Source organism: Luteibacter sp. OK325 (genome assembly GCF_003050935.1).
Lineage (GTDB): Bacteria > Pseudomonadota > Gammaproteobacteria > Xanthomonadales > Rhodanobacteraceae > Luteibacter.
In genome coordinates, this window is the sequence record NZ_QAOX01000003.1 from 294,852 (window position 1) to 315,179 (window position 20,328).

General features: G+C 64.7%; 19 protein-coding genes. 8 read left to right on the top strand and 11 right to left on the bottom strand.

Annotated elements, in window-relative coordinates; genetic code table 11:
* Window positions 1-775 precede the first annotated feature (775 nt).
* Together C8J98_RS09095 and C8J98_RS09100 are read left to right on the top strand one after the other, a co-directional pair.
* Window positions 776-1,213: a hypothetical protein gene (locus C8J98_RS09095; RefSeq protein ID WP_146171605.1), complete on the top strand. Its 438-nt coding sequence runs from the start codon at window positions 776-778 to the stop codon at window positions 1,211-1,213.
* Window positions 1,210-1,971, top strand: coding sequence for a hypothetical protein (locus C8J98_RS09100; protein ID WP_107912872.1), 762 nt, complete (start codon window positions 1,210-1,212; stop codon window positions 1,969-1,971). Before C8J98_RS09095 ends, C8J98_RS09100 begins: the two co-directional genes overlap by 4 nt.
* On the opposite strand, the gene C8J98_RS09105 is transcribed toward C8J98_RS09100, so the two are convergent.
* The gene (locus tag C8J98_RS09105; RefSeq protein WP_199229860.1) at window positions 1,925-2,125 is read right to left on the bottom strand and encodes a hypothetical protein; all 201 of its coding nucleotides are present in this window, start codon (window positions 2,123-2,125) and stop codon (window positions 1,925-1,927) included. The genes C8J98_RS09100 and C8J98_RS09105 overlap by 47 nt on opposite strands.
* A gap of 132 nt (window positions 2,126-2,257) precedes the next feature.
* On the opposite strand from C8J98_RS09105, the gene C8J98_RS09110 reads away from it, so the two are divergent.
* Window positions 2,258-2,764, top strand: coding sequence for a GNAT family N-acetyltransferase (locus tag C8J98_RS09110; protein ID WP_107912874.1), 507 nt, complete (start codon window positions 2,258-2,260; stop codon window positions 2,762-2,764).
* A 6-nt stretch (window positions 2,765-2,770) separates the two neighbouring features.
* On the opposite strand, the gene C8J98_RS09115 is transcribed toward C8J98_RS09110, so the two are convergent.
* Window positions 2,771-3,241: a MarR family transcriptional regulator gene (locus C8J98_RS09115; protein ID WP_158272656.1), complete on the bottom strand. Its 471-nt coding sequence runs from the start codon at window positions 3,239-3,241 to the stop codon at window positions 2,771-2,773.
* 184 nt (window positions 3,242-3,425) lie between these two features.
* On the opposite strand from C8J98_RS09115, the gene C8J98_RS09120 reads away from it, so the two are divergent.
* Complete coding sequence (locus C8J98_RS09120; protein WP_107912876.1) at window positions 3,426-3,668, top strand: hypothetical protein; 243 nt, start codon at window positions 3,426-3,428, stop codon at window positions 3,666-3,668.
* A gap of 10 nt (window positions 3,669-3,678) precedes the next feature.
* Here C8J98_RS09120 and C8J98_RS09125 read toward each other — a convergent pair whose 3' ends face one another.
* The 3 genes from C8J98_RS09125 to C8J98_RS09135 are packed head-to-tail and all read right to left on the bottom strand — an operon-like array spanning window position 3,679 to window position 5,566.
* Entirely contained in the window at window positions 3,679-4,008 is a 330-nt protein-coding gene (locus C8J98_RS09125) for a J domain-containing protein (protein WP_107912877.1), read from the bottom strand.
* A complete protein-coding gene (locus C8J98_RS09130) occupies window positions 4,005-4,718 on the bottom strand; it encodes a hypothetical protein (protein ID WP_107912878.1) in 714 nt (237 codons plus the stop codon). Before C8J98_RS09130 ends, C8J98_RS09125 begins: the two co-directional genes overlap by 4 nt.
* An 8-nt stretch (window positions 4,719-4,726) precedes the next feature.
* On the bottom strand, window positions 4,727-5,566 hold the full coding sequence (locus tag C8J98_RS09135; RefSeq protein ID WP_107912879.1) for a DUF2167 domain-containing protein: 840 nt from the start codon (window positions 5,564-5,566) through the stop codon (window positions 4,727-4,729).
* Between the two features lie 216 nt (window positions 5,567-5,782).
* On the opposite strand from C8J98_RS09135, the gene C8J98_RS09140 reads away from it, so the two are divergent.
* Together C8J98_RS09140 and C8J98_RS09145 are read left to right on the top strand one after the other, a co-directional pair.
* Window positions 5,783-6,589, top strand: coding sequence for a plasmid replication/partition related protein (locus C8J98_RS09140; RefSeq protein WP_107912880.1), 807 nt, complete (start codon window positions 5,783-5,785; stop codon window positions 6,587-6,589).
* Between the two features lie 104 nt (window positions 6,590-6,693).
* A complete protein-coding gene (locus tag C8J98_RS09145; protein WP_107912881.1) occupies window positions 6,694-7,191 on the top strand; it encodes a hypothetical protein in 498 nt (165 codons plus the stop codon).
* Window positions 7,192-7,207: 16 nt separating this feature from the next.
* Here the strand turns inward: C8J98_RS09145 and C8J98_RS09150 are convergent, their stop codons facing one another.
* The 5 genes from C8J98_RS09150 to xth all read right to left on the bottom strand — a co-directional run bounded on the left by C8J98_RS09150 (window position 7,208) and on the right by xth (window position 15,173).
* Window positions 7,208-8,050: a class I SAM-dependent methyltransferase gene (locus tag C8J98_RS09150; protein ID WP_146171606.1), complete on the bottom strand. Its 843-nt coding sequence runs from the start codon at window positions 8,048-8,050 to the stop codon at window positions 7,208-7,210.
* Window positions 8,047-11,097: a sensor histidine kinase gene (locus tag C8J98_RS09155; RefSeq protein WP_158272657.1), complete on the bottom strand. Its 3,051-nt coding sequence runs from the start codon at window positions 11,095-11,097 to the stop codon at window positions 8,047-8,049. Before C8J98_RS09155 ends, C8J98_RS09150 begins: the two co-directional genes overlap by 4 nt.
* 41 nt (window positions 11,098-11,138) lie before the next feature.
* Window positions 11,139-11,996 carry a lysophospholipase gene (locus C8J98_RS22030; protein WP_158272658.1) on the bottom strand — a complete coding sequence of 286 codons (858 nt, stop codon included), beginning with the start codon at window positions 11,994-11,996 and terminating at the stop codon, window positions 11,139-11,141.
* A complete protein-coding gene (locus C8J98_RS09160; protein ID WP_107912884.1) occupies window positions 11,993-14,167 on the bottom strand; it encodes an ATP-binding protein in 2,175 nt (724 codons plus the stop codon). The genes C8J98_RS22030 and C8J98_RS09160 overlap by 4 nt, the downstream gene beginning before the upstream one ends.
* A 142-nt stretch (window positions 14,168-14,309) precedes the next feature.
* Entirely contained in the window at window positions 14,310-15,173 is an 864-nt protein-coding gene (xth, locus tag C8J98_RS09165) for an exodeoxyribonuclease III (protein ID WP_199229861.1), read from the bottom strand.
* Between the two features lie 621 nt (window positions 15,174-15,794).
* Here xth and C8J98_RS09170 point away from each other — a divergent pair.
* Complete coding sequence (locus tag C8J98_RS09170; protein ID WP_107912886.1) at window positions 15,795-18,839, top strand: TonB-dependent receptor; 3,045 nt, start codon at window positions 15,795-15,797, stop codon at window positions 18,837-18,839.
* Window positions 18,840-18,967: 128 nt separating this feature from the next.
* On the opposite strand, the gene C8J98_RS09175 is transcribed toward C8J98_RS09170, so the two are convergent.
* Window positions 18,968-19,354, bottom strand: a complete 387-nt coding sequence (locus C8J98_RS09175) for a hypothetical protein (protein WP_107912887.1) — start codon at window positions 19,352-19,354, stop codon at window positions 18,968-18,970.
* A gap of 187 nt (window positions 19,355-19,541) precedes the next feature.
* Between C8J98_RS09175 and C8J98_RS09180 the strand changes: the two genes are divergently transcribed.
* Window positions 19,542-20,318, top strand: a complete 777-nt coding sequence (locus tag C8J98_RS09180) for a ferredoxin--NADP reductase (protein ID WP_107912888.1) — start codon at window positions 19,542-19,544, stop codon at window positions 20,316-20,318.
* Window positions 20,319-20,328: the final 10 nt, after the last annotated feature.

Consider the following 20,328-nt stretch of genomic DNA (forward strand, 5'->3'; position numbering starts at 1 on the left):
AGCGGTGTCCCGACGACGGCATAAGCGGAACGTCTGGGCTTATCCAGGACGAAACGTCGGTACCCGGCAATGAATTCCTTCATCGAACTCCCTTCTTCAAGCTCTCGCACCATGATGGCTAATGGACAGAATTCTTCGGTATCAGCTCGATCGCCGAGTCCATCACGTCCGCAGCCCAACGAATGCTTCGATCGTCATTGACGCAGGCAACGATACCCATCGATTCGCCGTTTGGCCGGTGAACCCGTGGTCGAGCTCGACGATGTCACCGATGACGGGGCGGCTGACGCCATCACCCGCCATGAGGTCCACTCGCCGGTCCTGAGTACGCGCTCTCGGCCTGCTGTCACTATATTGGTAGCATCCAGCGACCAGATGCAACGGAAGCCACGCATGTACTTCAAGGTACGGATCAACGGATCAGACTTCGGCGTGTTCGGTCACCCCCATGTCCTGAACATGCACCTGGCAGTGCAGTGGGTTTGCCATCGCCATGAGGATAGCGAAGGGTCCGAACTATTCGCGAGCGCCGTCTGCATGGAAGATGGGAAGAAGTACTTGTATGACTGGGTACAGCACCCGCTTTCACCTTCGGACATCGTTGAGATAGCACCGACGGACGAGACGACCGTTCCAGAGCCACGAGTCAGATACGAGATAAATTCCAGGTCGCCAACCGAGTAGGGCCACCGCGGCGAGTCGCCACTTAGCCTTCGTGGCAGATGCAAAGGGGAATGACGTGATGCGACGTTCAGTGCTTATGGCTTTCGTATGCATGCTTATCGCTCTCACGACCAACAGTCGCATGGCGGCGGCGGACCCTGCTCCCAGCTCGCACATCGTCCTTGGTCATTCGACCGTCCCCTTGAATGGACCCTGGCGGTTCCAGGTCGGTGACGACCATCGCTGGTCCTCGCCCGACTTCGACGACAGTTCGTGGGAAACCGTCGACCTCACACCTGCTCCGGGTGCCCATGACGGCGATGTCGGTTTACCGGGGTACGTTCCTGGCTGGAGCCGACGCGGCCACGCGGGGTACACGGGGTATGCGTGGTATCGGATGAAAGTCAGCGTCGATAGCGACACGGATACTCCGCTTGCGTTGGCCGGGCCGACCCTGGTCGATTCGACATACCAACTCTATGTAGATGGAAAACTGCTCGGCGGCCCGGGCTTGTTCACAGGTACAGTGGCATTCATGTCGCGCCGGTGATCGGCGATGCGGCTGGCATCGAGCTCCTGCATCAAGTGCAATGGTTACAGACATTCAAAGGCTACGTGGTCGATGCAATCGAGCCGGTCGCCTTCGTTCTGCTTGCCCTCATGCTCTTTGGGCTGGTCTCGTGCCGAACCCGTGCCCCATACCACTGGCTGATCACTGCGTTGGTTCTTCTTGCGCTCCTGCGCGTCAATCAGGTGCTGTTCTACTGGACGGACATTCTCAGTCTGCGCTGGTATGACGCCCTGACTACCGTGCTACTCAGACCTCTCGTGCTTGCGGCGTGGACCCTGGCCTGGCGCGACTGGTTTCGCATCAGCAAGCGTCCATGGCTGCACTACGTCATCGGTGTGCTTACCGTGGTGTACATCGTGTTTGCACTTCTCGGCCGCCCGTGGTTTGTGCCTGACGTGCCTCAAGGCCTGAAGGTGGCTGCCGATTCCGTAGTCGGAGGCATTCGGCTGGCCCTTGCCGCGCTCTATCTATGGATCACCGGACTGGGCGTGATCCGATCGGCGAAGCCCTTGTCTTATCCTGGAGCGCTCGCCGCGATCCTGGTTGGCATCGGCCTGTTCGCGACGGAGCTCAACGCGCTGGGCGTACCAGGGATCTGGTTTCCTTACGGAACGGGAGTGGCACGGGGCCAGTACGCGTACGCCGGCTTCATCGCGCTTCTGTTCGTGCTGATTCTGATGCGGATGCGGACTACTTCGTCTTCTTTGCCACACCCGTCTTCTTGCCAGCCGCATTGAGCTCCACGGCAGCACGAACGAGCGCCTTGAACGCTTTCGCGTCAACTTCCTCACCTTCGCCGATATCGATGGCACGTCGTACGCCGCCGTCGAGACTGGAGTTGAAGAGCTTCGCCGGATCTTTCTCGGTCTCGATCGGATCTGACTTCTTCATGCGCTTGCCCTCGATCATCCATCGAGCCCGATTCTTCCCGATCGGCATCCGCTCGGCAACCCGGATCAGCTCGCACCCGAACGGCCATGACGCTTAGACTGCGGAGTACCGTCGTCCCTGCGAGCCACGCGCATGATCGTCACCGAACGTCTTATCCTCAGCCCCACCGCTGTCTCCGATTTCGACGACTGCCACGCGGCGCGTACCGATCCGGAGGTCATGCACTTCATCGGCGGACCGGCATCGTCGGAGGAGACCTGGTTGAAGCTGCTCAGGAACATAGGCCACTGGTCCGCGTACGGGCACGGCTTGTTCACCGTGCGGGAACGACATGGCGGTCGCTTCGTCGGTGACGTGGGCCTTGCCACGTTTCATCGCGATCTCGGCGCGAACTTCGACCCTTTTCCGGAAGCGGCATGGGTGCTCGCCCGGTCGGCACAGGGAAAGGGCTACGCCACGGAAGCCATCCAGGCGGCGCACGAATGGTTCTTCACCCGGCGCGAAGCGGTCCGCACCGTATGCATCATCTCCCCCGAGAATCTACCCTCGGTTCGAGTGGCGGAGCGGATCGGCTATCGCCCGTTCGGTGAGGCAGCGTACAAGGACAAAACGGTGACGATGTTCGAGCGCCTCCCCTAGGCAGGCTCAGGCCGACTCGCGATCCTTGCGCCCGATTTCCACGAGCGCAGCCAGTCCACGTTTTAAACCACGAAGGCCGCTGTCGCCGATACGCGCATGCAGGTCAGTGTCGATGCGGTCCCGCGCGGCGCCCTGCACCGCGGCGGCATCGCGGCCGCGCTCGGTCAGCGTGATGACCAGCTTGCGGCGATCCACCGGATCGCCTTCGCGGGTGAGGTAGCCGCGGGTGACCAGCGTGTCGACAAGCTGTCCGGCGGCTTGCTTGGAGATGCGTAGCTCCTGGACCAGGCGGCCCAGCGGTACGTCGCCCGCACCCATCGCCAGACCGCCGATCACGTAGAGGCCATTCTCAGGAATGTCGTCATAGCCGGCTTCATCGAGGGCGCCGCGCATGGCGGAGGCATAGGTGCCGCGGGCGTGCCTGAGCAACGCGGGCACGACGATGTCTTCATACCAGGCGGACTGTTCACGGGCCATGGCGGCGCACCTCATCAACTGGGTTGACAGTCAATATAGTTGACTGTCAACAAGAGTTTCAAGCCCCTTGCGAGTCAACCCGCCATCAAGCAAGCTCCCGTCGCCACGTCACAGGGGAAGTGCATGATCAAGCGCCGATGGAACGTCCACATGGCCTGGTTCGCCACCGTGCTCCAAGATCTCCGTGTCCCTGGCCGAGCTGGAAAGGAACGACCTCGCGTTTTCCGAAAGTCTCGCTATTACCAGGCTCAGGACTGCCTTCGTTGCGCTCGCATCGAAAGACGACGGCTGGTTCTGCCAAAACTACGAGAGCAAGGCCCTGGTGAAAGCAAGAACCTGGTTCGACACCCACCCCGACCACCAAGCGACACGCGAGCTCCAACCGTTCATTGCGGAAGGACTTCGTGCCTGTGAGAAACGGATGTGAGCCCAGCCAGCTATGCCCGTCCGGCCGTGGCTTCGGCATAGGCCGCGTTGATTTCTTTTGCCTTCTGCTCGGCCAGCGCGCGGATGCCCGGGCCGAGATTGGCTACCTTGTCCGGGTGGTACTCGCTCATCCGCGCACGGTAGGCACTGACGATCTGATCGTGGGTCGCGTCGGGCGATACCCCGAGCACGTCGTGCCAGGGCGGTTGACGTTGAAACAGGTTGGGCGGCTCGGGGCGGCGGCTCTCGCTCACCGGGTCCGACTTGCTCATCATCGCCGAAGCAAACTTGTAGCCGAGTGCAAGGCAGATCGCGATAACGATGATGTCGACCAGGGTCATGCCAGCGCGCCTTCGATCTGTTGGAGGTAGGTGGTCAGTTGAGCGTGGCGCTCGCTGCCTGTCTCTTCGATATCCATCTGGCGCTGCACTTTGGCACGGATGGATGCGGACAGACGCAGGCGTTCACTCGCATCCAGCAAGCGGTGTGCGGTAGACACCACGTCAAAGCTCTCCGCGGCGCGTAAACCCTGCTTGCGCACCAGGTCGAGGGAATACGGCGCGCACAGGAGCGCATCGGAAGCGATACCAGTGAATTCCTTGCCGCCGATACCGGTGACCTTGCGCAGGCGCCATACGCGGAGCACCGCGAATACGATGACCGCATAGAGCACGATCATCCAACCGAGCAGCACGAGTACGGAGTTGAACAGCACGACCGGCAGCGCGGCAAAGACCATGACCAGGAGCATCACCGGCCATGCCGATGCCGACACGCCGACCCGCCACGCACGTAGCCCGCGCAGCGGTCTCGACGCGGACAGCGTCTGCGCCGACGACCAGCGAAGACGAAGCACGGCGCGATGCGGTGCAAGCAACGCGGGAACGTAGACATGGCGCCCGGCGAGCTCGAACTCCGAACCCACCGAGAACGACCATGTGCCGTCACGCCGTTCGAAGAACACGACCTCGTTGTGGTACAGCAGCAACGTGGCGTCGTACACATACATGCCGACGACACCAGCGAGCAGCCACCACGATTGCAGCGGCATGGTGCCCGTTACGCCTTGCGGCCGAACAGGCGCTTGATGGCACCACCCAACGCGGCGAAACCGATCAGGATGAATTTCCACGCGGCCGCGAGGAAGGTACCGATCACCGCAAAGAAGCCCTTCTTCGCGGCCACGGCAGCGACGCCACCGGTGATGAGCGCAGCAAGACCGTACTCGGCGACTTTGTCGCCGCTGTGGAAGTCGGTATAGGCCTGACCCGGCGCGAACGTGAAGCCACCCATCGTGCCCTTGAACTGGTTGACCGCGGTGGTGAGCGCGTCAGGATCGGCAACGAGCACGACATTCATCACGCCACTGCGACCGAGAAGGCGCGCGTTGTAATTCACCACGTCGGTCTGCGACTTGTCATTGCGCGCGACGAACGACCAGGCCAGCGATTTGAACTCGTTGTCGTACTTCGGCGGATTCTTCCAGCCGATGAGGGTGAGCGTGTCCCAGTTGCGCGAGCGGCGCTCCTTGTTGCCCTCCTCGATACCTTCGCGAACATTCTTCAGGATGTCGTCGGCGTCGAGTTTTTCGTCGTCTTTCACATAGCCGATATCGTCGTAGTCGAAGTACGCGGCCCACGCCATGCCCTCCGGGGCCAGCGTATACGTGTCGGTCTGGTCGGGCGGATTCTCCATCAGCACGTTGAGGCGTTTAGTGCCTTCCGGGTCAAGGAAGGCATAGCCCCTGGGCACGTCCAGCGTCGCCTGCGGGCCAACCTGCACCGTGACGGGTCCGACCTTCCACGGCAGCTCCGATATCTCAGAAGCCTGTGCCACGAGCGCCAGCAAAGACAGCGCGAATGTGAGCGCGACTGCCAACGTCCTTGAAAATCCGGTCATCTGCGTTTTTCCCAAACCATGCGCCGAGCGCAAGCGCGATCAGACGCGCGCCGTGGCGCGAATCCGGTGTCCTTCATGGGTCGTGGAAGCCCCTGCCACGACCCTCAGGAGTTTGCAACAAAAGTCGGCCCGATGGAATTGGACGCAGGGTTGCGCCCCGTCCCCATCGGGTGCTTCCGGTAGAATGGTGGGTTGTGGTTTACAGGGCAGCCCCTCATGCACATCGTCGTCAACGAAGAACTCAAGGCTTACATCGACCCGCTGACGCCCGACGAGTACGAGTCGCTGGAGCGCAGCCTGCTCACCGAGGGCTGCCGCGATGCGCTGGTCCTGTGGGGCGACACCCTGGTGGACGGTCACAACCGCTACGGCATCTGCCGCAAGCACGACATCCCCTTCCAGACCGTGCAGAACGAGCGCTTCCGCTCGATCGACGACGTGCACCTGTGGATGATCGAGCAACACCTGGGCCGGCGCAGCGTGTCGGACTTCCAGCGCGGTGTGCTCGCCCTGCGCAAGCGCGAGATCCTCGCCGAGCGCCGGGCACAGCTGGCCGAGGCGGACGTGCCCTTCGACACCACCGACGCGCACCCCGCCGCACCCAAGCCGCCCAGGCCCGCACAGGCCGATAGTCGTAAGGACATCGCCCGCGAGGCCCGGATCAGCAGCAACCAGGTCGGCATGATCGAGAAGATCCGCAAGGAAGCCGCCCCTGAGGTGGTTGCCGCGGTGAAGTCCGGCGCCCTGTCGATCAGTGCCGCCGCCGCGGTGGCCAGCCTGCCCGAGGACGAACAGCGTGCCGCCGCCACCGGAGGCGACGACGAACTGAAGCAGGCCGCCAAGCGGGTGCGTGAGTCCAAGCGCAAGCCCCGCGAAAAACCCTCGGACGACGTGATCGCCTTGCGCGAGCAGGTGGCCGACCTCGAAGCGGAGAACCGCAACCTGCGCCGCGAGATCGATACCCTGCGCGCCCGTCTGGGCGAAAGCGTCCCCGAGGACGCCGACGAGGCACTCGCGGAGTAAGGTTAGCGGCGCCGGCCGGGAACTCCGACCGGCATCCGGCTTTCAAAGGCCGGTACACCGGACGCGCTCTCGAGCGTTCGAGAGTCTGTCCCCGGAGCGTCCCTATGAAAGCCATCGTTGTTCTCGCCACCCTCGCCCTCGTCGCTACCTCCACGTGGGCACAGGACGCCAGCAAGCCCCTGAACCTGCGGCTGCCGGCGGACTACGTGCCGGCGCCGGCCAGCAGCACCGCCGCGGCGCCCGCGTCGGCCAGCAGCGTCACCGGGACCGCGCCGAAGAACGGCGACAGCGTGGCAGTGACCCCTTCACGCCCGAAGGACCCACCGGGCGCCTATTACGGTGACACCAGCGGTCGCATGGCCAACACGGAAGCCGATAGCGGCGTGCCGCGTTGCGATGACGCCACCTATAACAAGCCCCAGGTCCATGGCAGCCTCAGCACGGGCGTCGTCAGCGCAAGCCATGGCGGCAGCGGCAGCTATCAGGCCGGCGTGGTCAGTCTCAGCCAGGCCTTTGGCGATTGCGAGCACCCCACCGGGGGCGTCAGCATTTCGGTCGGCGGCGGCAACAACAACTTCGGTGGCGGTCGCGGGCGCTGGTAAGCCGGCGCCGGTCGACCTAGGGCGACGAACGAAACACCACGATGCGATCCGTCGCCGACGGGTCGGGGTCGTCACTTCGCAGCCAGGGCATCCGGGCGAAGGTGCGTGCACACGGTCCCAGCACCACGACCCGCAGCGGACGGGAAGCCGCCTCCGCTTCGATCCTCGCCAGCACGTCCCGCAGCACGCCGCCGAGGAACGGCGTGAACAGATAGAACACGTCCACCCCGGCCAGCCTCGCCTCGCGGGCATCGCCCGCCACGAACGACACGCCCCCTAAAGCCAGCGCCGAGGCCGCCCGCGCGGCGCTGTCGACGTATGCCGGGTGGCGCTCCACGCCACGCGTACGCGCCCCGGTAAGAACGTGCACCAGCATCGGCACGTGACCGAGTCCCGAACCCAGGTCGAGCACGATGTCGCCCGCCGAGATCGACGCGCGCCGGATGCCATCCACGATGTGGCGCGCTGGCGTCGGCTGATAGAACACCATCTCGGGCGGCGGTGAGGGATCGTCTATCTCCGGTTCGTCGATAGCCAGCACGCCCGCGAGCAAGGCATCCAGCGCGTCATAATGCTGGCCCGGCGACACCGCGCCGCCAAGCCATGGCGACAACGCCTGCCGCCCTTCGCCAACACGGATGCGTTGGCGCAGATGATCGAAGAGGTCGCGGTCGATCGCTTCCATCGCCTCGATCAAGCGCTCGGCCCGGTCGCGCGCATCACCGTAGGGCGCACCCACCAGATGCAGGTCGAGCCGGTCCATCGCGTCCGCGCGATCGACGAATGCCGCCGGTTCGCGCCAGCCTTCGTTTGCCAGCAGTCGGGCGATCCACGTATTCAGTACGGCGCTCTCGCTCAAGACGCGCGTTCCCGCCACCAGCGACGCCACCACCCGGCGCGCGAGGGGAAGATCCGGTTCATCGGCGTGCGCACGGTGACTTCGGTGCCACCGTCCGCAGGCGACGAGAAGATGGCGGTACCACCGATGTTGTGGGCTCGTTCCTGAATACCACGCAGGCCCCAGTGTCCGGCACGGCCACCGCCGCTAAGCACGGCATCGTCGATACCGCGGCCATCGTCGCGAACGCGCAACACCAGCTCCCCGCCCTCGGATGCGATCACCACATCGATGCGTGACGCTTCGGCGTGGGCGATCGCGTTATGCATCGCTTCACGCGCGATGCCGTAAAGCTCGTCGCGCGCCAGCGGGTCCATATCGCGCATATCGATCGCCGCATCCGCCAGTACCAGTACAGGTACCGTGTGCTCCGTGGCATAGACGCGCGCGAGTTCCACAAGTGCGACGTCCAGTGCGGACGATTCGCCAGCGTGCCCACGCAGGTCTCGTACGCGATCGCGCGCTTCCACAAGGGCTTCTTCGGCGCGATCCAGCGCGCTTTCCATCGCAACGCGTAGTGGCTGTTCGGCGGGCACGCGATTGGCGATAGCCTGGAACCGCATCGTCAGGCCCTGAATGCTCTGCAGCAACGTGTCATGCAACTCACGGGCAATACGCTCGCGCTCGGCGTGGCGTTCGTGCAGGCGCGCACGCAGTTGCGCTTCCATCCGGCGCATTCGCAGGTAGAAAGCCAGCCACAGCGCGGCGAACGCGACGACCATGCAGATGAGGACGAACCAGGTGGTCTGGAAGAAGGTCGGCGCGACCACGATCGTGACCGAGGCGCCGTCTTCATTCCACACACCGTCTTCGTTGGCCGCCGTGACCCGAAACCGGTAGCTGCCGGGCGGCGGGTCGGTGTACACCGCTTCACGCTCCGTCCCCGCTTCGCGCCAGCGTGTGTCGATGCCTTCCATGCGGTAGCGGAAGCGCACGCGCTCGGGCATCGAGAGGCTGGTGGCCGTGTAGGCAATCCGCAGGCGCTCCGTATGCGCAGGAAGATGTACCGTGGAGGCCACGGGCCAGCTTCCCGTATCGGTGGTGATCGAGCGGATGGATACCGGCGGCGGCAGTGGATTGCGCGGCACGTCGGCCGGATCGATCGAAACGACGCCGCTGGTGGTGGCGAACCACAAGCGGCCGTCGTCGGCGACCACGGCGGTGGGCAGCGGCCGGAACTGGGCCGGCGTGCCGGGAAGCCCGTCCAGTGAATCGAACAGGGTGACCGGTGGGCGATAGGAGGGGTCCTGCAGGGCGCGCGCCATGTGAGCACCACCGATCCGTGCCACACCCTGCGCGGTATTCGCCCAGAAATCGCCGCGCGCATCGCGCACCAGGCCCGACACGCCACGCAGCGGTTCGCCCAGCGTGCCCACCGTGTGCGCCTGCCTGCCGACGACAACGCCGATACCGAGCTCGCCACCCAGCCACACCGCGCCACGATCCTCCAGCAGCGCTGTCACGTTACCTACGGCCAGGCCGTCCGCCGGCCCGAGCACCGTGTCGTGCCCTTCCTCGCGAATGACGATGGTGTTGCGTGCGAAGGCCATCCACAAGCGTCCCCTGGCATCGTTCATGAGTACCAACGGGGCCGGATCGTTGGCGATCGTCGGCATCGGGTCATGAGCCCATTTGCCGTCGGTGTAGTGGTAGATGCCGGGTCGGTTGATCGACAACCATGCACCGCCTTTGCCATCACCGACGACAGCCTGTACGCCGGTGTAATCCTCGGCAGGTAGCGGAGCAAAGCGCTCGGGAACGCCATCGTGCAGGCGCCAGAGCCCCTGCGGGCCGCCCAGCCAGGTAGCCTCGCGATCACGCGATGCCGCCGTGATCGCTTCCGGAAAATCACCGGGGACCACGGCCATCGCATCCACCCGCGTCAACGGGCGGTTCTTCGTGCCGACCCAGACGCCGTGTCCTTGCGCGGCAACCAGCGCGAAGTCGGTCGCGCCCGGCGATAGCGGTGCGGGCAGCAGACGACTGACGCGAAAGCGGTCGAGCCCACGACTGCCGCCGACCCAGATGTTGCCTTCGCGATCCTGGATGACCGCACTGAGATAGTCGGAGCTGAGCCCCTCGCGCCCGGTGAAACCTTGTCCTGCGGTGCCGCTTGCTTCGATTTGCTGGCGCCGCAGATCGCGCACACGCGGTACGCGGCGGATGCCGTCGCCAAGCGTGGGCATCCACAAGGCGCCATCGCGATCGAACAGCAGCCCGGCGGAGGAAAGATTGAGGCTGGGGCCGTGGTCCTCGGGAGGTGACTCGCCGGCCCAGGCAGGCCGCACGCCACCATCGGCTTCGGCCACCCAGATCGTGCCATCCGGCGCTTCGGCGATCCGGTTAACCCGGCCGATCGCCCGCGTCGCCAGCTCGAAGCGCGTACCGCCCCTGGGCAGCCACGCAAGGGCCTGGTCGGTAGCGACCCACAGGCGCCCTTCGCGATCGACCGTCAGATTGCGCGCGCGATTGCCCGGCAATCCCATCGATGCGCCCACGACGGACCAGCGCTGTCCGTTCAGGAGAGCCAGTCCATTGAACGTCGCGGCCCAGATGCGGCCATCCCGGGTGCCATCGATCGCGTAGATAGTGGCCGTGGGCAACCCCGACGAGGCGGCATAGTGCGTGGCGCGGTCGCCCTCGATGAAACTGGCGACGCCATAGCGAAAGCCGACCCATAGCCCACCGGAGGGTGGGGCATAAAGCGACGCGACGCTGGAGGCGAGAAAATCACCGCCCTCGCGCGGCCGGTACCGTTCGAATTTCACGCCGTCGAAGCGGTAAAGACCGGTCTGCGTGCCGAGCCAGAGGTAGCCATCGCTGGTCTGCGCCAGCGCCGTGACCTGGCCGGGCGCGCCTTCGCGAACGGTCCAGGCGGTGTGATAGAACTGGTCGATCGCGCGGTCGCGACTGTCCGCCGCGCGAACACCGGGTACGACGGCGAGCCAGCCGCCAAGAGCCAGCAGTATCCACGCAAGCGCCGCGCGACCGAAACGCACCCCGTTCACCCCCACACCCGTCGAGGTTGCACGATAGCGCGCGCCGGGCTTCAGCGCGTAAGACCGACGTCGCGCAGGAAGGCGAGCGAATCGGCGAGGACACGACCGGCAGCAGGCGAACGCTCCGGTGACGCGAGCACATGCGCGGCATGGTCGTACGCCACCATGCGACGTTGCGATGCCGGCGTGCCCAGCCATCCGAACGCGTGGCGCATGGCACTGACCGACGTGAGCGTGTCGCGATCGCCCTCCCCGCCATCCCACATGCCGAAGAACGCCGGGCAGACTATCTCCTGCAGGACTTCAGGCCGCATCCGCTCGATGAACAGGCGGGCGATGGCGCGGTAGGCATCGGTATGTACCATCGATGACCAGTAGCGGCGCTGGAAGGTGCTGCGCTCGCCCGGGGAAGCCACGGCGCCCTGGAGCATCACCGCGGCGCGCAGCTGCGCGGGGTCGTGCACGCGAATGCCGGGCGACCAGGCAACGACGCCGGCGACAACATCCGGCCGGCTCGCCGCCAGGTCGAGCGCCAGCGAAGCACCCATGGACGTACCGACCAGAAGCACGCGCTCGCCGAGGCGGAGGCCGATGTCGAGCGCGTGCCGGGCCTCGTCGCGCCAGCGCTCCGGTGACGCGCCGGCCATGGCCTCGGGTGCGTCGCTGCCATGGTCGCTCAGGCGGTTGAGGTAGAGATGGGCGCCAGCGGCGTGCGCGATTTCCCGGTGAGCCGGTGCACCCTCGGCCTGGCTTGCGGTGAATCCGTGCAGGTAGACCACGGCCAGCGGCAAGCGGCCATGCGGCACCTCGCCGTGGAAGACGATGCGTGCCTCGTTGTCGGGCTTGATCGCCGCCGCCGCCAGCTCGCCTTGTTCGATCTCGCGCGCGAGGCAGTCGAGTTCGCTCACGCGCCGGCATCCGCCGACGAGCGCGTGCCCTGGCGTTGGGCTTCGACGAAACGGCGCACCGAGCGATCCAGCGCATCCAGTTCGACCACGGCGGCGCGCATGTCACCACCGGCATCGATCAACACGGAGAGGTCGTCGCAGACCCTCGACGCGCCCGGCACGCCAAGGTTGCCCAGCACGTTACGCAGGGCGTGGATGCATTCGGCCGCCGTGGCGATATCGCGCGACAGCACCGCGTTGCGCAAGGTGTCCAGGTGGGTCTGCGCAGAGCGCGAACACAGGTCGATGAAGCCCATGTATTCCTCGACACTGGTCAAGGCACGCATCTCATCCAGCGGCGTGCCGGCGGTGCGGCGTTCCGCTGGCACGTCCTGCAGCGGCTGTTGCCATCCGCGCGCGGTCTCTTCCATGCGCCGTTCCGCCGCGATGGACTCGATCACGTCGAGAAGGCGCTGCGCGGCGATGGGTTTGGTCAGGTACGCGCGTGCACCCGCCTTGAAGGCAATGCGCACCGCGTCATGGCTGGAATCCGCGCTGAGCATGACGATGGGCGGTACGCTCTCGGTGCGGCGAATCACGTCGATGCGGCCGAGCACGTCCCAGCCGGAGCTGCCGGGCATGTGCAGATCCATGAAAATGAGGTCGAAGCCGTTCATGCCCAGGCGCTCGAGCGCTTCGTCGCCATTCGCGCAGAAAACGGCCTGGTGCCCCGCACGCTCGAGAATGCGTCCAACGATCTCGCGGTTGGCCGCGTTGTCGTCCACCACCAGGCAGCGCTGCGACTCCACGCGCGCCCGGTGATCGTCCAGCAGTTCGACCAGTGGCGTGTCCGCCGCGCTACGCGCACCCGCCGCCGCACGCGGAAGCGGGAAGCGCCAGGTGAAGACCGACCCACCCAGCGGGTTATCGGTTACATCGAGGCCGCCCTGCATCTGTTCGGACACGTTGCGCACGATATACAGGCCCAGGCCCACCCCCTCCTGCCGCCGGCTCTCGCCCGCGCTGAGCTGATGGAAGGGGTCGAAAATGCGCTGCTTGTCGACGTCGGCAATGCCGATGCCGGTATCCGAAACACTGCACGTGATGGTCGGATCGCGGCCACCGACGCCCTCGTGAAGTTCCACGTGCACGTTGACCGAGCCACCCGGCGGGGTGAACTTCAAGGCATTGGACGCCAGATTGGAGAGCACCTGCTCGATGCGTCCCGGGTCACCATTGAAGACACCCTCCACCGAGGCATCGCGAGCCAGGCTGAAGGCGATGCGCCTCTCCGCGGCGAAGGGGCGGCATACCGCGCCCACCGTCGCCAGCACCTCGTCGAAGGCGAACGCCTGGTGGCGCAGCGTGAAACTGCCCCCCGCGAAGGAGGCCACGTCGAGCACCGCGTTAACCCGGTGCAGGAGCGCGTTGGCGTTGGTCGCCAGCAGCGCGACGAGGCGACGCTGGTCGTCGCTCATCACGGCGGTGTCGATCAGCGAGGCCGAGTGGATGACCGTGCTCAACGGCGTTCGCATCTCATGACTCATCATCGAGATGAAACGGTGCTGCGCTTCGCGAGAGGCGATCGCCTCGGCGGACACCTCGCGCAGCGCATCCATCATCCGGTACAGCGTCATCGGCAGGACGATCACCAGGGCCAGCGCGTACAGCGCATAGGCGGGCCGTCCGATCCAGTAGCCATCCGGCGCACTGACCAGCAGGATCGCCACGGAGGCGACCACGCCGGCGGCGAAGGCCCGGCGGCTGTACCGCACCCCCACGGCGACCGACAGGAACGGCAGCACGGCGGTCACCGTGATCACCAGCATGAAGGCGGCCTTGAGCAGCAGCGCGACCATGACGAAGTTGGCCACGCTGCCTATCACGTCGATCGTGCTGCTCTGGCCTTCCTGTTGCGCCCGGATAAACAGCATCCACAGAGTGCTTACCGCGAACAGGGCGAGCGCGACCGGGAAGACACGATGCGCTTCGAGCGCCATGGTGGTGGGGCCGTGAAGCCAGGCGGCGGTCCAGATGACCACGAAGCCGAGGATGACCGTGCGCATGAGCGATACGCGGTACTCGCGGAAGCTCGCCACGATGCGGTCGATGCGGGGATTGCGCAGCCGCTCGGCAACCTCGCTCAGCATTACCGGTTCGGGGCGATTAAAGCTGCCGCCATCGATCTTCATTACCGCCCGGTCCGCCCCCTCCCCTGATAGCTGCCTAGTCTAGGACCTGTGCGGGTGGTGGCAAGTGGGGGTTGCGGAGACGGTGCCCCGTAAACGCTTACATTGGCGTTCGGGCGCGAATTAACCGATTTCAGCCATCAGACTAACCGGGCTTTGCCACTTTTGGCGTCCTGACCGACTTCTTCGCGGCTGTCTTTCTGGCTACGGCCTTCCTGGCCGCTGGCTTCCCCGACGCCGCGCCCAGTTCAACCCAGGTGGGCGCGTGATCGCTGGCCTTGGGCAGGTCGCGCACCCAGCGGTCCACGTTGGCGTCCTTCAACCGGGCGGCGAGGTCCCTCGACAGGAGCAGGTGATCGATGCGTAGGCCCCGATCACGGGGCCAGTGCTGGCGGAAGTAATCCCAGAACGTATAGATGCGCTCATCGGGGTGCGCCGCCCGCAGGGCGTCTGTCCAGCCCTGAGCCAGAAGGCGCTCATACGCCGCCCGGCTCTCCGGCTGGAGCAAGGCGTCACGGCGCCAGCCCTTGGGGTCGTAGATGTCTTCGTCGGTAGGCACGACGTTGTAGTCACCGGCCAGGACCACGGGATGCCCGCTTTTCACCAGCGCGCCCGCATGGCGCACGAAGCGCTCGAACCAGGCCAGCTTGTAGTCGAACCTGGGACCCGGCTGGGGATTGCCGTTGGGCAGGTAGAGGCAACCGACGAGGACGCCGTGGGCCGCCGCTTCCAGGTAACGACTCTGGGTGTCCTTTACGTCGCCGGGCAGGCCACGACGGCTCTCGACGGGGTCCACACCTTTGGCCAGGATCGCCACCCCGTTCCAGGCCGATTGGCCGGACCAAAGGGCACCGTACCCGGCGTCGTTGATCGCGTCGACGGGAAAGGCAACATCCGTCGACTTGAGTTCCTGCAGGCAGGCAATATCCGGCGCCTCCCGCTCCAACCAGGCCAGCAGATGGTCCAGCCGCGAGCGGATACCGTTGACGTTGAAGGTGGCGATCTTCATGGCGGGCAATGTCCGGCAGCCCCAGTCGACGCCCGGTGACGGGACACAGCAACTCCCTGCGGGAGCCGCTTCACGGTGGGAGCCGCTTCATGGTGGGAGCCGCTTCAGCGGCGATGGGTGCTTGCCTCGACCTGGCCCGCTGCCGCGGGATCGCCGGCATAGCCGGCTCCCACAAGTTCAGCTCTGCCCTGGGTGCTCGGGCTGGCACAAGATTTGCCACGATCCAACGATGTGCACGATTTGTGAACGCGAAATACCAAACCACCCCTTTATTCCGGTTTTTTTTGCGACCCCCGAGAGCGTGCGCTTACGCAATTTCGGCAAGACTGACTAAACACAAAAACTCGCTCAAATACCCATAGTTACACCGTTTTCTGCTGCGCCGCGCCATGGCGTTTAGACGGCTGGACGGCCATCCAAACGTCCGTTCGGACCTCTGGACAACGACTGAGGCCTCGTGTAAACCGTAAGACCAGTTCATTTGGATCGAGACAAATGAACGGATCAGCGACGGAGCGCGGGGAGGGGTCTTCGAGGCTCCATGCGCGGCGAAAGGCGGGGGCCTGTCGCCGCGGTCCCGTGCTGCCGTCATTTCGGGACAAAAGACATTTCGGGGAAGGCATGAAAAACCAGTTTCTCTCTCGCAGGAGCGCACTCGCACTGGCGGTATGTACCTGCCTGGGCGGCGTTTCGAGCGTCTACGCGCAGTCCACTACCGGCAGTATCAACGGCAACGTGCCGGTTGCGGGCAATGAAACCGTGGTCATCGAGAACACCAACGGCTTCCGCCGCGAGGTTCAGGTCGACGCACGCGGCAAGTACGCCGCCAACCAGCTTCCGCTCGGCACCTACTCGGTCAGCTTGCTGCGCGACGGTGCCACCGTCGATTCGCGCAAGGACGTGAGCCTGCGCGTCGGCGCCAGTACCGATGTGTCGTTCAATGCAGCCGCGGCATCTGCCGGCGATGCCGCCGACGCCACCTCGCTCAGTGGTGTCACCGTCACCGGTACCGCCCTGCCCAACATCGACGTGACCTCCACCGACTCGCGCACTGTTATCACCTCCGAGCAGCTTGCCAAGCTGCCGTTGGGTCGTAGCGCCGAGGCCATCGCGTCGCTGGCGCCCGGCGTCGTCAATAACGGCGGCAACTTCAAGAGCGACAACGGCAACTCGGTCGTCAGCTTCGGCGGTGCCGCCGCCAACGAGAACGCGTACTACATCAACGGTTTCAACACGACCGATCCGCTCAACGCGCTCGGTGGCCTGCAGCTGCCGTACGGCGCGATCGACCAGCAGGAGGCCTTGTCGGGCGGCTATAGCGCCATGTACGGCCGTTCCGATGGCGGCGTGATCAGCCAGGTCGGCAAGCGCGGCACGAACGAATGGCACTTCGGCGCACAGGTGATCTGGGAGCCGGAGTGGGCACGCGCCTCGGGTCCGAACCTCCGTTACGCCAATGTCCCGGCGTCGGCCCCGGCAGGTGACCTGTACCAGCCGAAGAGCCAGAACACCCAGTGGACCACGACCACCAGCGTTTATGCCGGCGGCCCGCTGATCAAGGACAAGCTGTTCTTCTTCGTCGCGGGTGAATTCGAGAAGCAGAATTCGAATACCGTCAACGAAGTCGGCAACACCACGCCTGCGTCGAACAACGTCTACAAGGACCCGCGCTGGTACACCAAGCTCGACTGGAACATCAACGACAACAACATCATCGAACTCACTGACGTTGGCGACAAGCGCGAGGGTTCGGGCACGCGTTACAAGTACGATTACCAGAACCTGACACGTACCTCGACCATCGGCCCCGTGGACAACACCAAGACCGGCGGCACGTTGTGGTTGGCCAAGTACACCGGCTACATCACCGACGATCTCACCGTAAGCGCCAGCTACGGCAAGATGTCGAACAAGAACTACGACCAGCCCGGTGGTGAGTACGACCCGACCCTGTCGCGCGTCGACAGCTCGACCCTGCAGAACCCCGCGCTCAACGGCGGCAAGCCCATCCAGAACAGCCAGGTTGGCGACATCAGCTCGGCGGGCCGTGGCAACAAGACCAACAACCTGCGCTTCGATGTCGCTTACAAAGCGGGCGACCACACGATCTCGGTCGGTATCGACAACGTGAAGTCGCAGATCCTGGATTTCGGCACCAACAGTCCCGGGCCAGGCTATACCTGGACGTACGGCGTGCAGAAGGATCCGAACATCGCCATCGACAACACGCCGGGGCAGAATTTCGTGCCGGCGCCAGCCCTGTTCCCGAACGGCCAGAGCGGTTACTGGGTCAACAAGGCCGTCGTCGCCAACTCGGTGAACGTGCGCTCCGACCAGAAGGCGCAGTACATCGAAGACAAGTGGCAGGTCAGTGACCGCTGGCTGGTTTCCATCGGCCTGCGCAATGACCAGTTCACCGACTACAACCAGAACGGTGAGTCCTTCATCAAGCAGACCTCACCGCAGTGGGCCCCGCGCCTGGGTGCTGCGTGGGACGTGAATGGCGACGGCAGCTTCAAAATCTACGCTAATGCAGGCCGCTACTACCTTGGCCTGCCGCTGAGCCCGGCGACCGGCGCTGCCGCTGGCTACACGGCCACCCAGCAGTACTTCACGTACTCCGGGATCGACCCGGTGACCGGCGCGCCGACGGGCCTCACGCAGTTCAGTAATGTCGTCTCGGGCAACAACTCGTACGGTATTCCGCCCGACCCGCGTACGGTCGCCGGCAAGGGGCTGAAGGCCGAGAACCAGGACGAGTACATCCTGGGCTTCGATAAGCTCCTGTCCGCCAACTGGACCTACGGCGCCAAGCTGACGGTACGCAAGCTCAACTCGGTCATCGATGACTTCTGCGACATCGGTCTGGTGACCGACAAGGCCGCTGCCCTCGGTTATACGGTCGGCTCGACCAATAGCTGCTACCTGGTCAACGGCGGCCAGGCCAACACCTTCACGATTCTCGACACTGCCGGCAATGCGCAGGAAGTGCCGCTCAGCCGCGAAGAGATGGGCATGCCGAAGCCGAAGCGGCGTTACTACTCCGCCGAGCTCTTCATGACGCACGAGTTCGACGGCGTGTGGTACGGCAAGTTCGACTACGTCTTCTCGCGCTCGTACGGCGATACCGAAGGCCAGTCGCGCACCGATACGCGCCAGTCCGGTGCCGCCGGCAGCGTCGACTGGGACAACCAGTACGTTATGGCCAACTCCAACGGCGTGCTCGGCAACGATCACCCGCACGTGTTCAAGGCCTACGGTTACTGGCAGTTCGCACCGGAATGGCAGGCCTCGGGCAACTTCACGGCCGCCAGTGGCGCGCCGCAGAACTGCCTCGGTTACTACGGTGACGGCGTGACCGATCCGGATCCCGCCCACTACGGCAGCTCGTACCACTCATGCGATGGCAAGCCGTCACCCCCGGGTGCCGCGGGTCGCCTGCCGTGGACGTTCCAGCTGGATCTCGGCGTCACGTACCGTCCGGAATGGGCTGCGTCAAAGCTGGCGTTCTCGGCGAACGTCTTCAACGTACTGAACGAGCAGCGTCCCACGTTCCGCTATCCGACCGAGTTCTCCTCACCGGGCACACCGAGTCCGATCTACGGCGTTGGGTTGTACACCCAGGACCCCCGCTACGCGCGCCTGGCGGTTTCGTACGACTTCTAAGAACGCTTAAACCCTTTACATCCCTGTGTAACTCTTGCGCCCCCTTCGGACTCCGGCTCCTCCCCAGCCGGTTTCCGAAGCCGGGCGCTCTTTTTTTATAGGCAATGTAGGAGCCGATTCATCGGCTCCTACTCGCCCGAAGCCGCCACGACCATCTCGATGTAACCCAGGATCTCCGCGACGCTGAGCTCGAAAACCCCGGCGTCGCCGTTGTCGTAAGCCTGGCGCCAGACGGCATAGCCGTTCTCCCAGGCGGTGTCCTGGTCGGACGCCGTGGTCAGTTCGCGCAGGCTCTTATCCAGCGACGTCCGCAGCACCGCCGCATGGTGCATGGCGGGCTGGGCACCACCGGGAACGCGGTGGTTACGCAGCCTCACGCCGAGGATGGAGACGTGAAACACCTCGCCGTCTTCCGGCTCGACGCCAATCTTGCGGATGACGACGCGCGAGCCGTCCTCACCGGGGCGGTGGTCGTAGGTCCAGACCTGGCCCTCGGCATAGTCGGGCTTCGTCATCGGTAGCGCCTTGTTCCAGCAGGGCTTTGCATCTTAGAGGTTGGGGCCACCCGAGGATATGGATTATCCTTACCGCCACGACGCGCGAGGCAGCGCGGCCCCGCAGGCCGCTTCCCCAGCTGATCCCCCGGCTACCGCGCACGGCGCGGTAGCTCCGTCACTTTCGTTTTCGAGGTTCGAACAGACCATGGTGGCATTGGCGACCGAGCACGTCATCGACGTGCACCACTGGAACGACACGCTTTTCAGCTTCCGCACGACGCGCGATCCGGGTTTCCGCTTCGAAAGCGGGCACTTTGTCATGATCGGCCTGGAAGTGGAGGGCCGCCCGCTGATGCGTGCGTATTCCATCGCCAGCGCGCATTACGAAGAGCACCTGGAGTTCTTCAGCATCAAGGTGCAGGACGGCCCGTTGACCTCACGCCTGCAGCACCTGAAGCCGGGCGACCCGATCATTGTCAGCCGCAAGCCCACGGGCACCCTGGTGCTGAACGACCTGAAGCCTGGCAAGCGCCTGTATCTGCTGGGCACCGGCACGGGCCTGGCGCCGTTCCTGTCGATCATCCGCGACCCGGAAACCTACGAGCGCTTCGACACGATCGTGCTGGCGCACGGCGTTCGTCATGTGAACGACCTGGCCTACTCGGAGTACATCGAGAAGGTGCTGCCCGAGCATGAATACCTGGGTGAACTGGTGCGCGAGAAGCTTCGGTATTACCCCACGGTGACGCGCGAAGAGTTTCGCAATCGGGGTCGGATCACGGACGCCATTGCGGACGGCGAGATGGCTCGCGCCCTGGGTTTGCCGCAAATCAATCCGGCCGAAGACCGGGTGATGCTTTGCGGTAGTCCGTCGATGCTGGACGATATTTGTGTACTGCTGGACGGTGAAGGGTTTCAGGCCTCGCCGCGTACGCGGGAGCCCGGGGATTATGTGATCGAGCGGGCGTTTGTAGAGAAGTGATCCCTGTGGG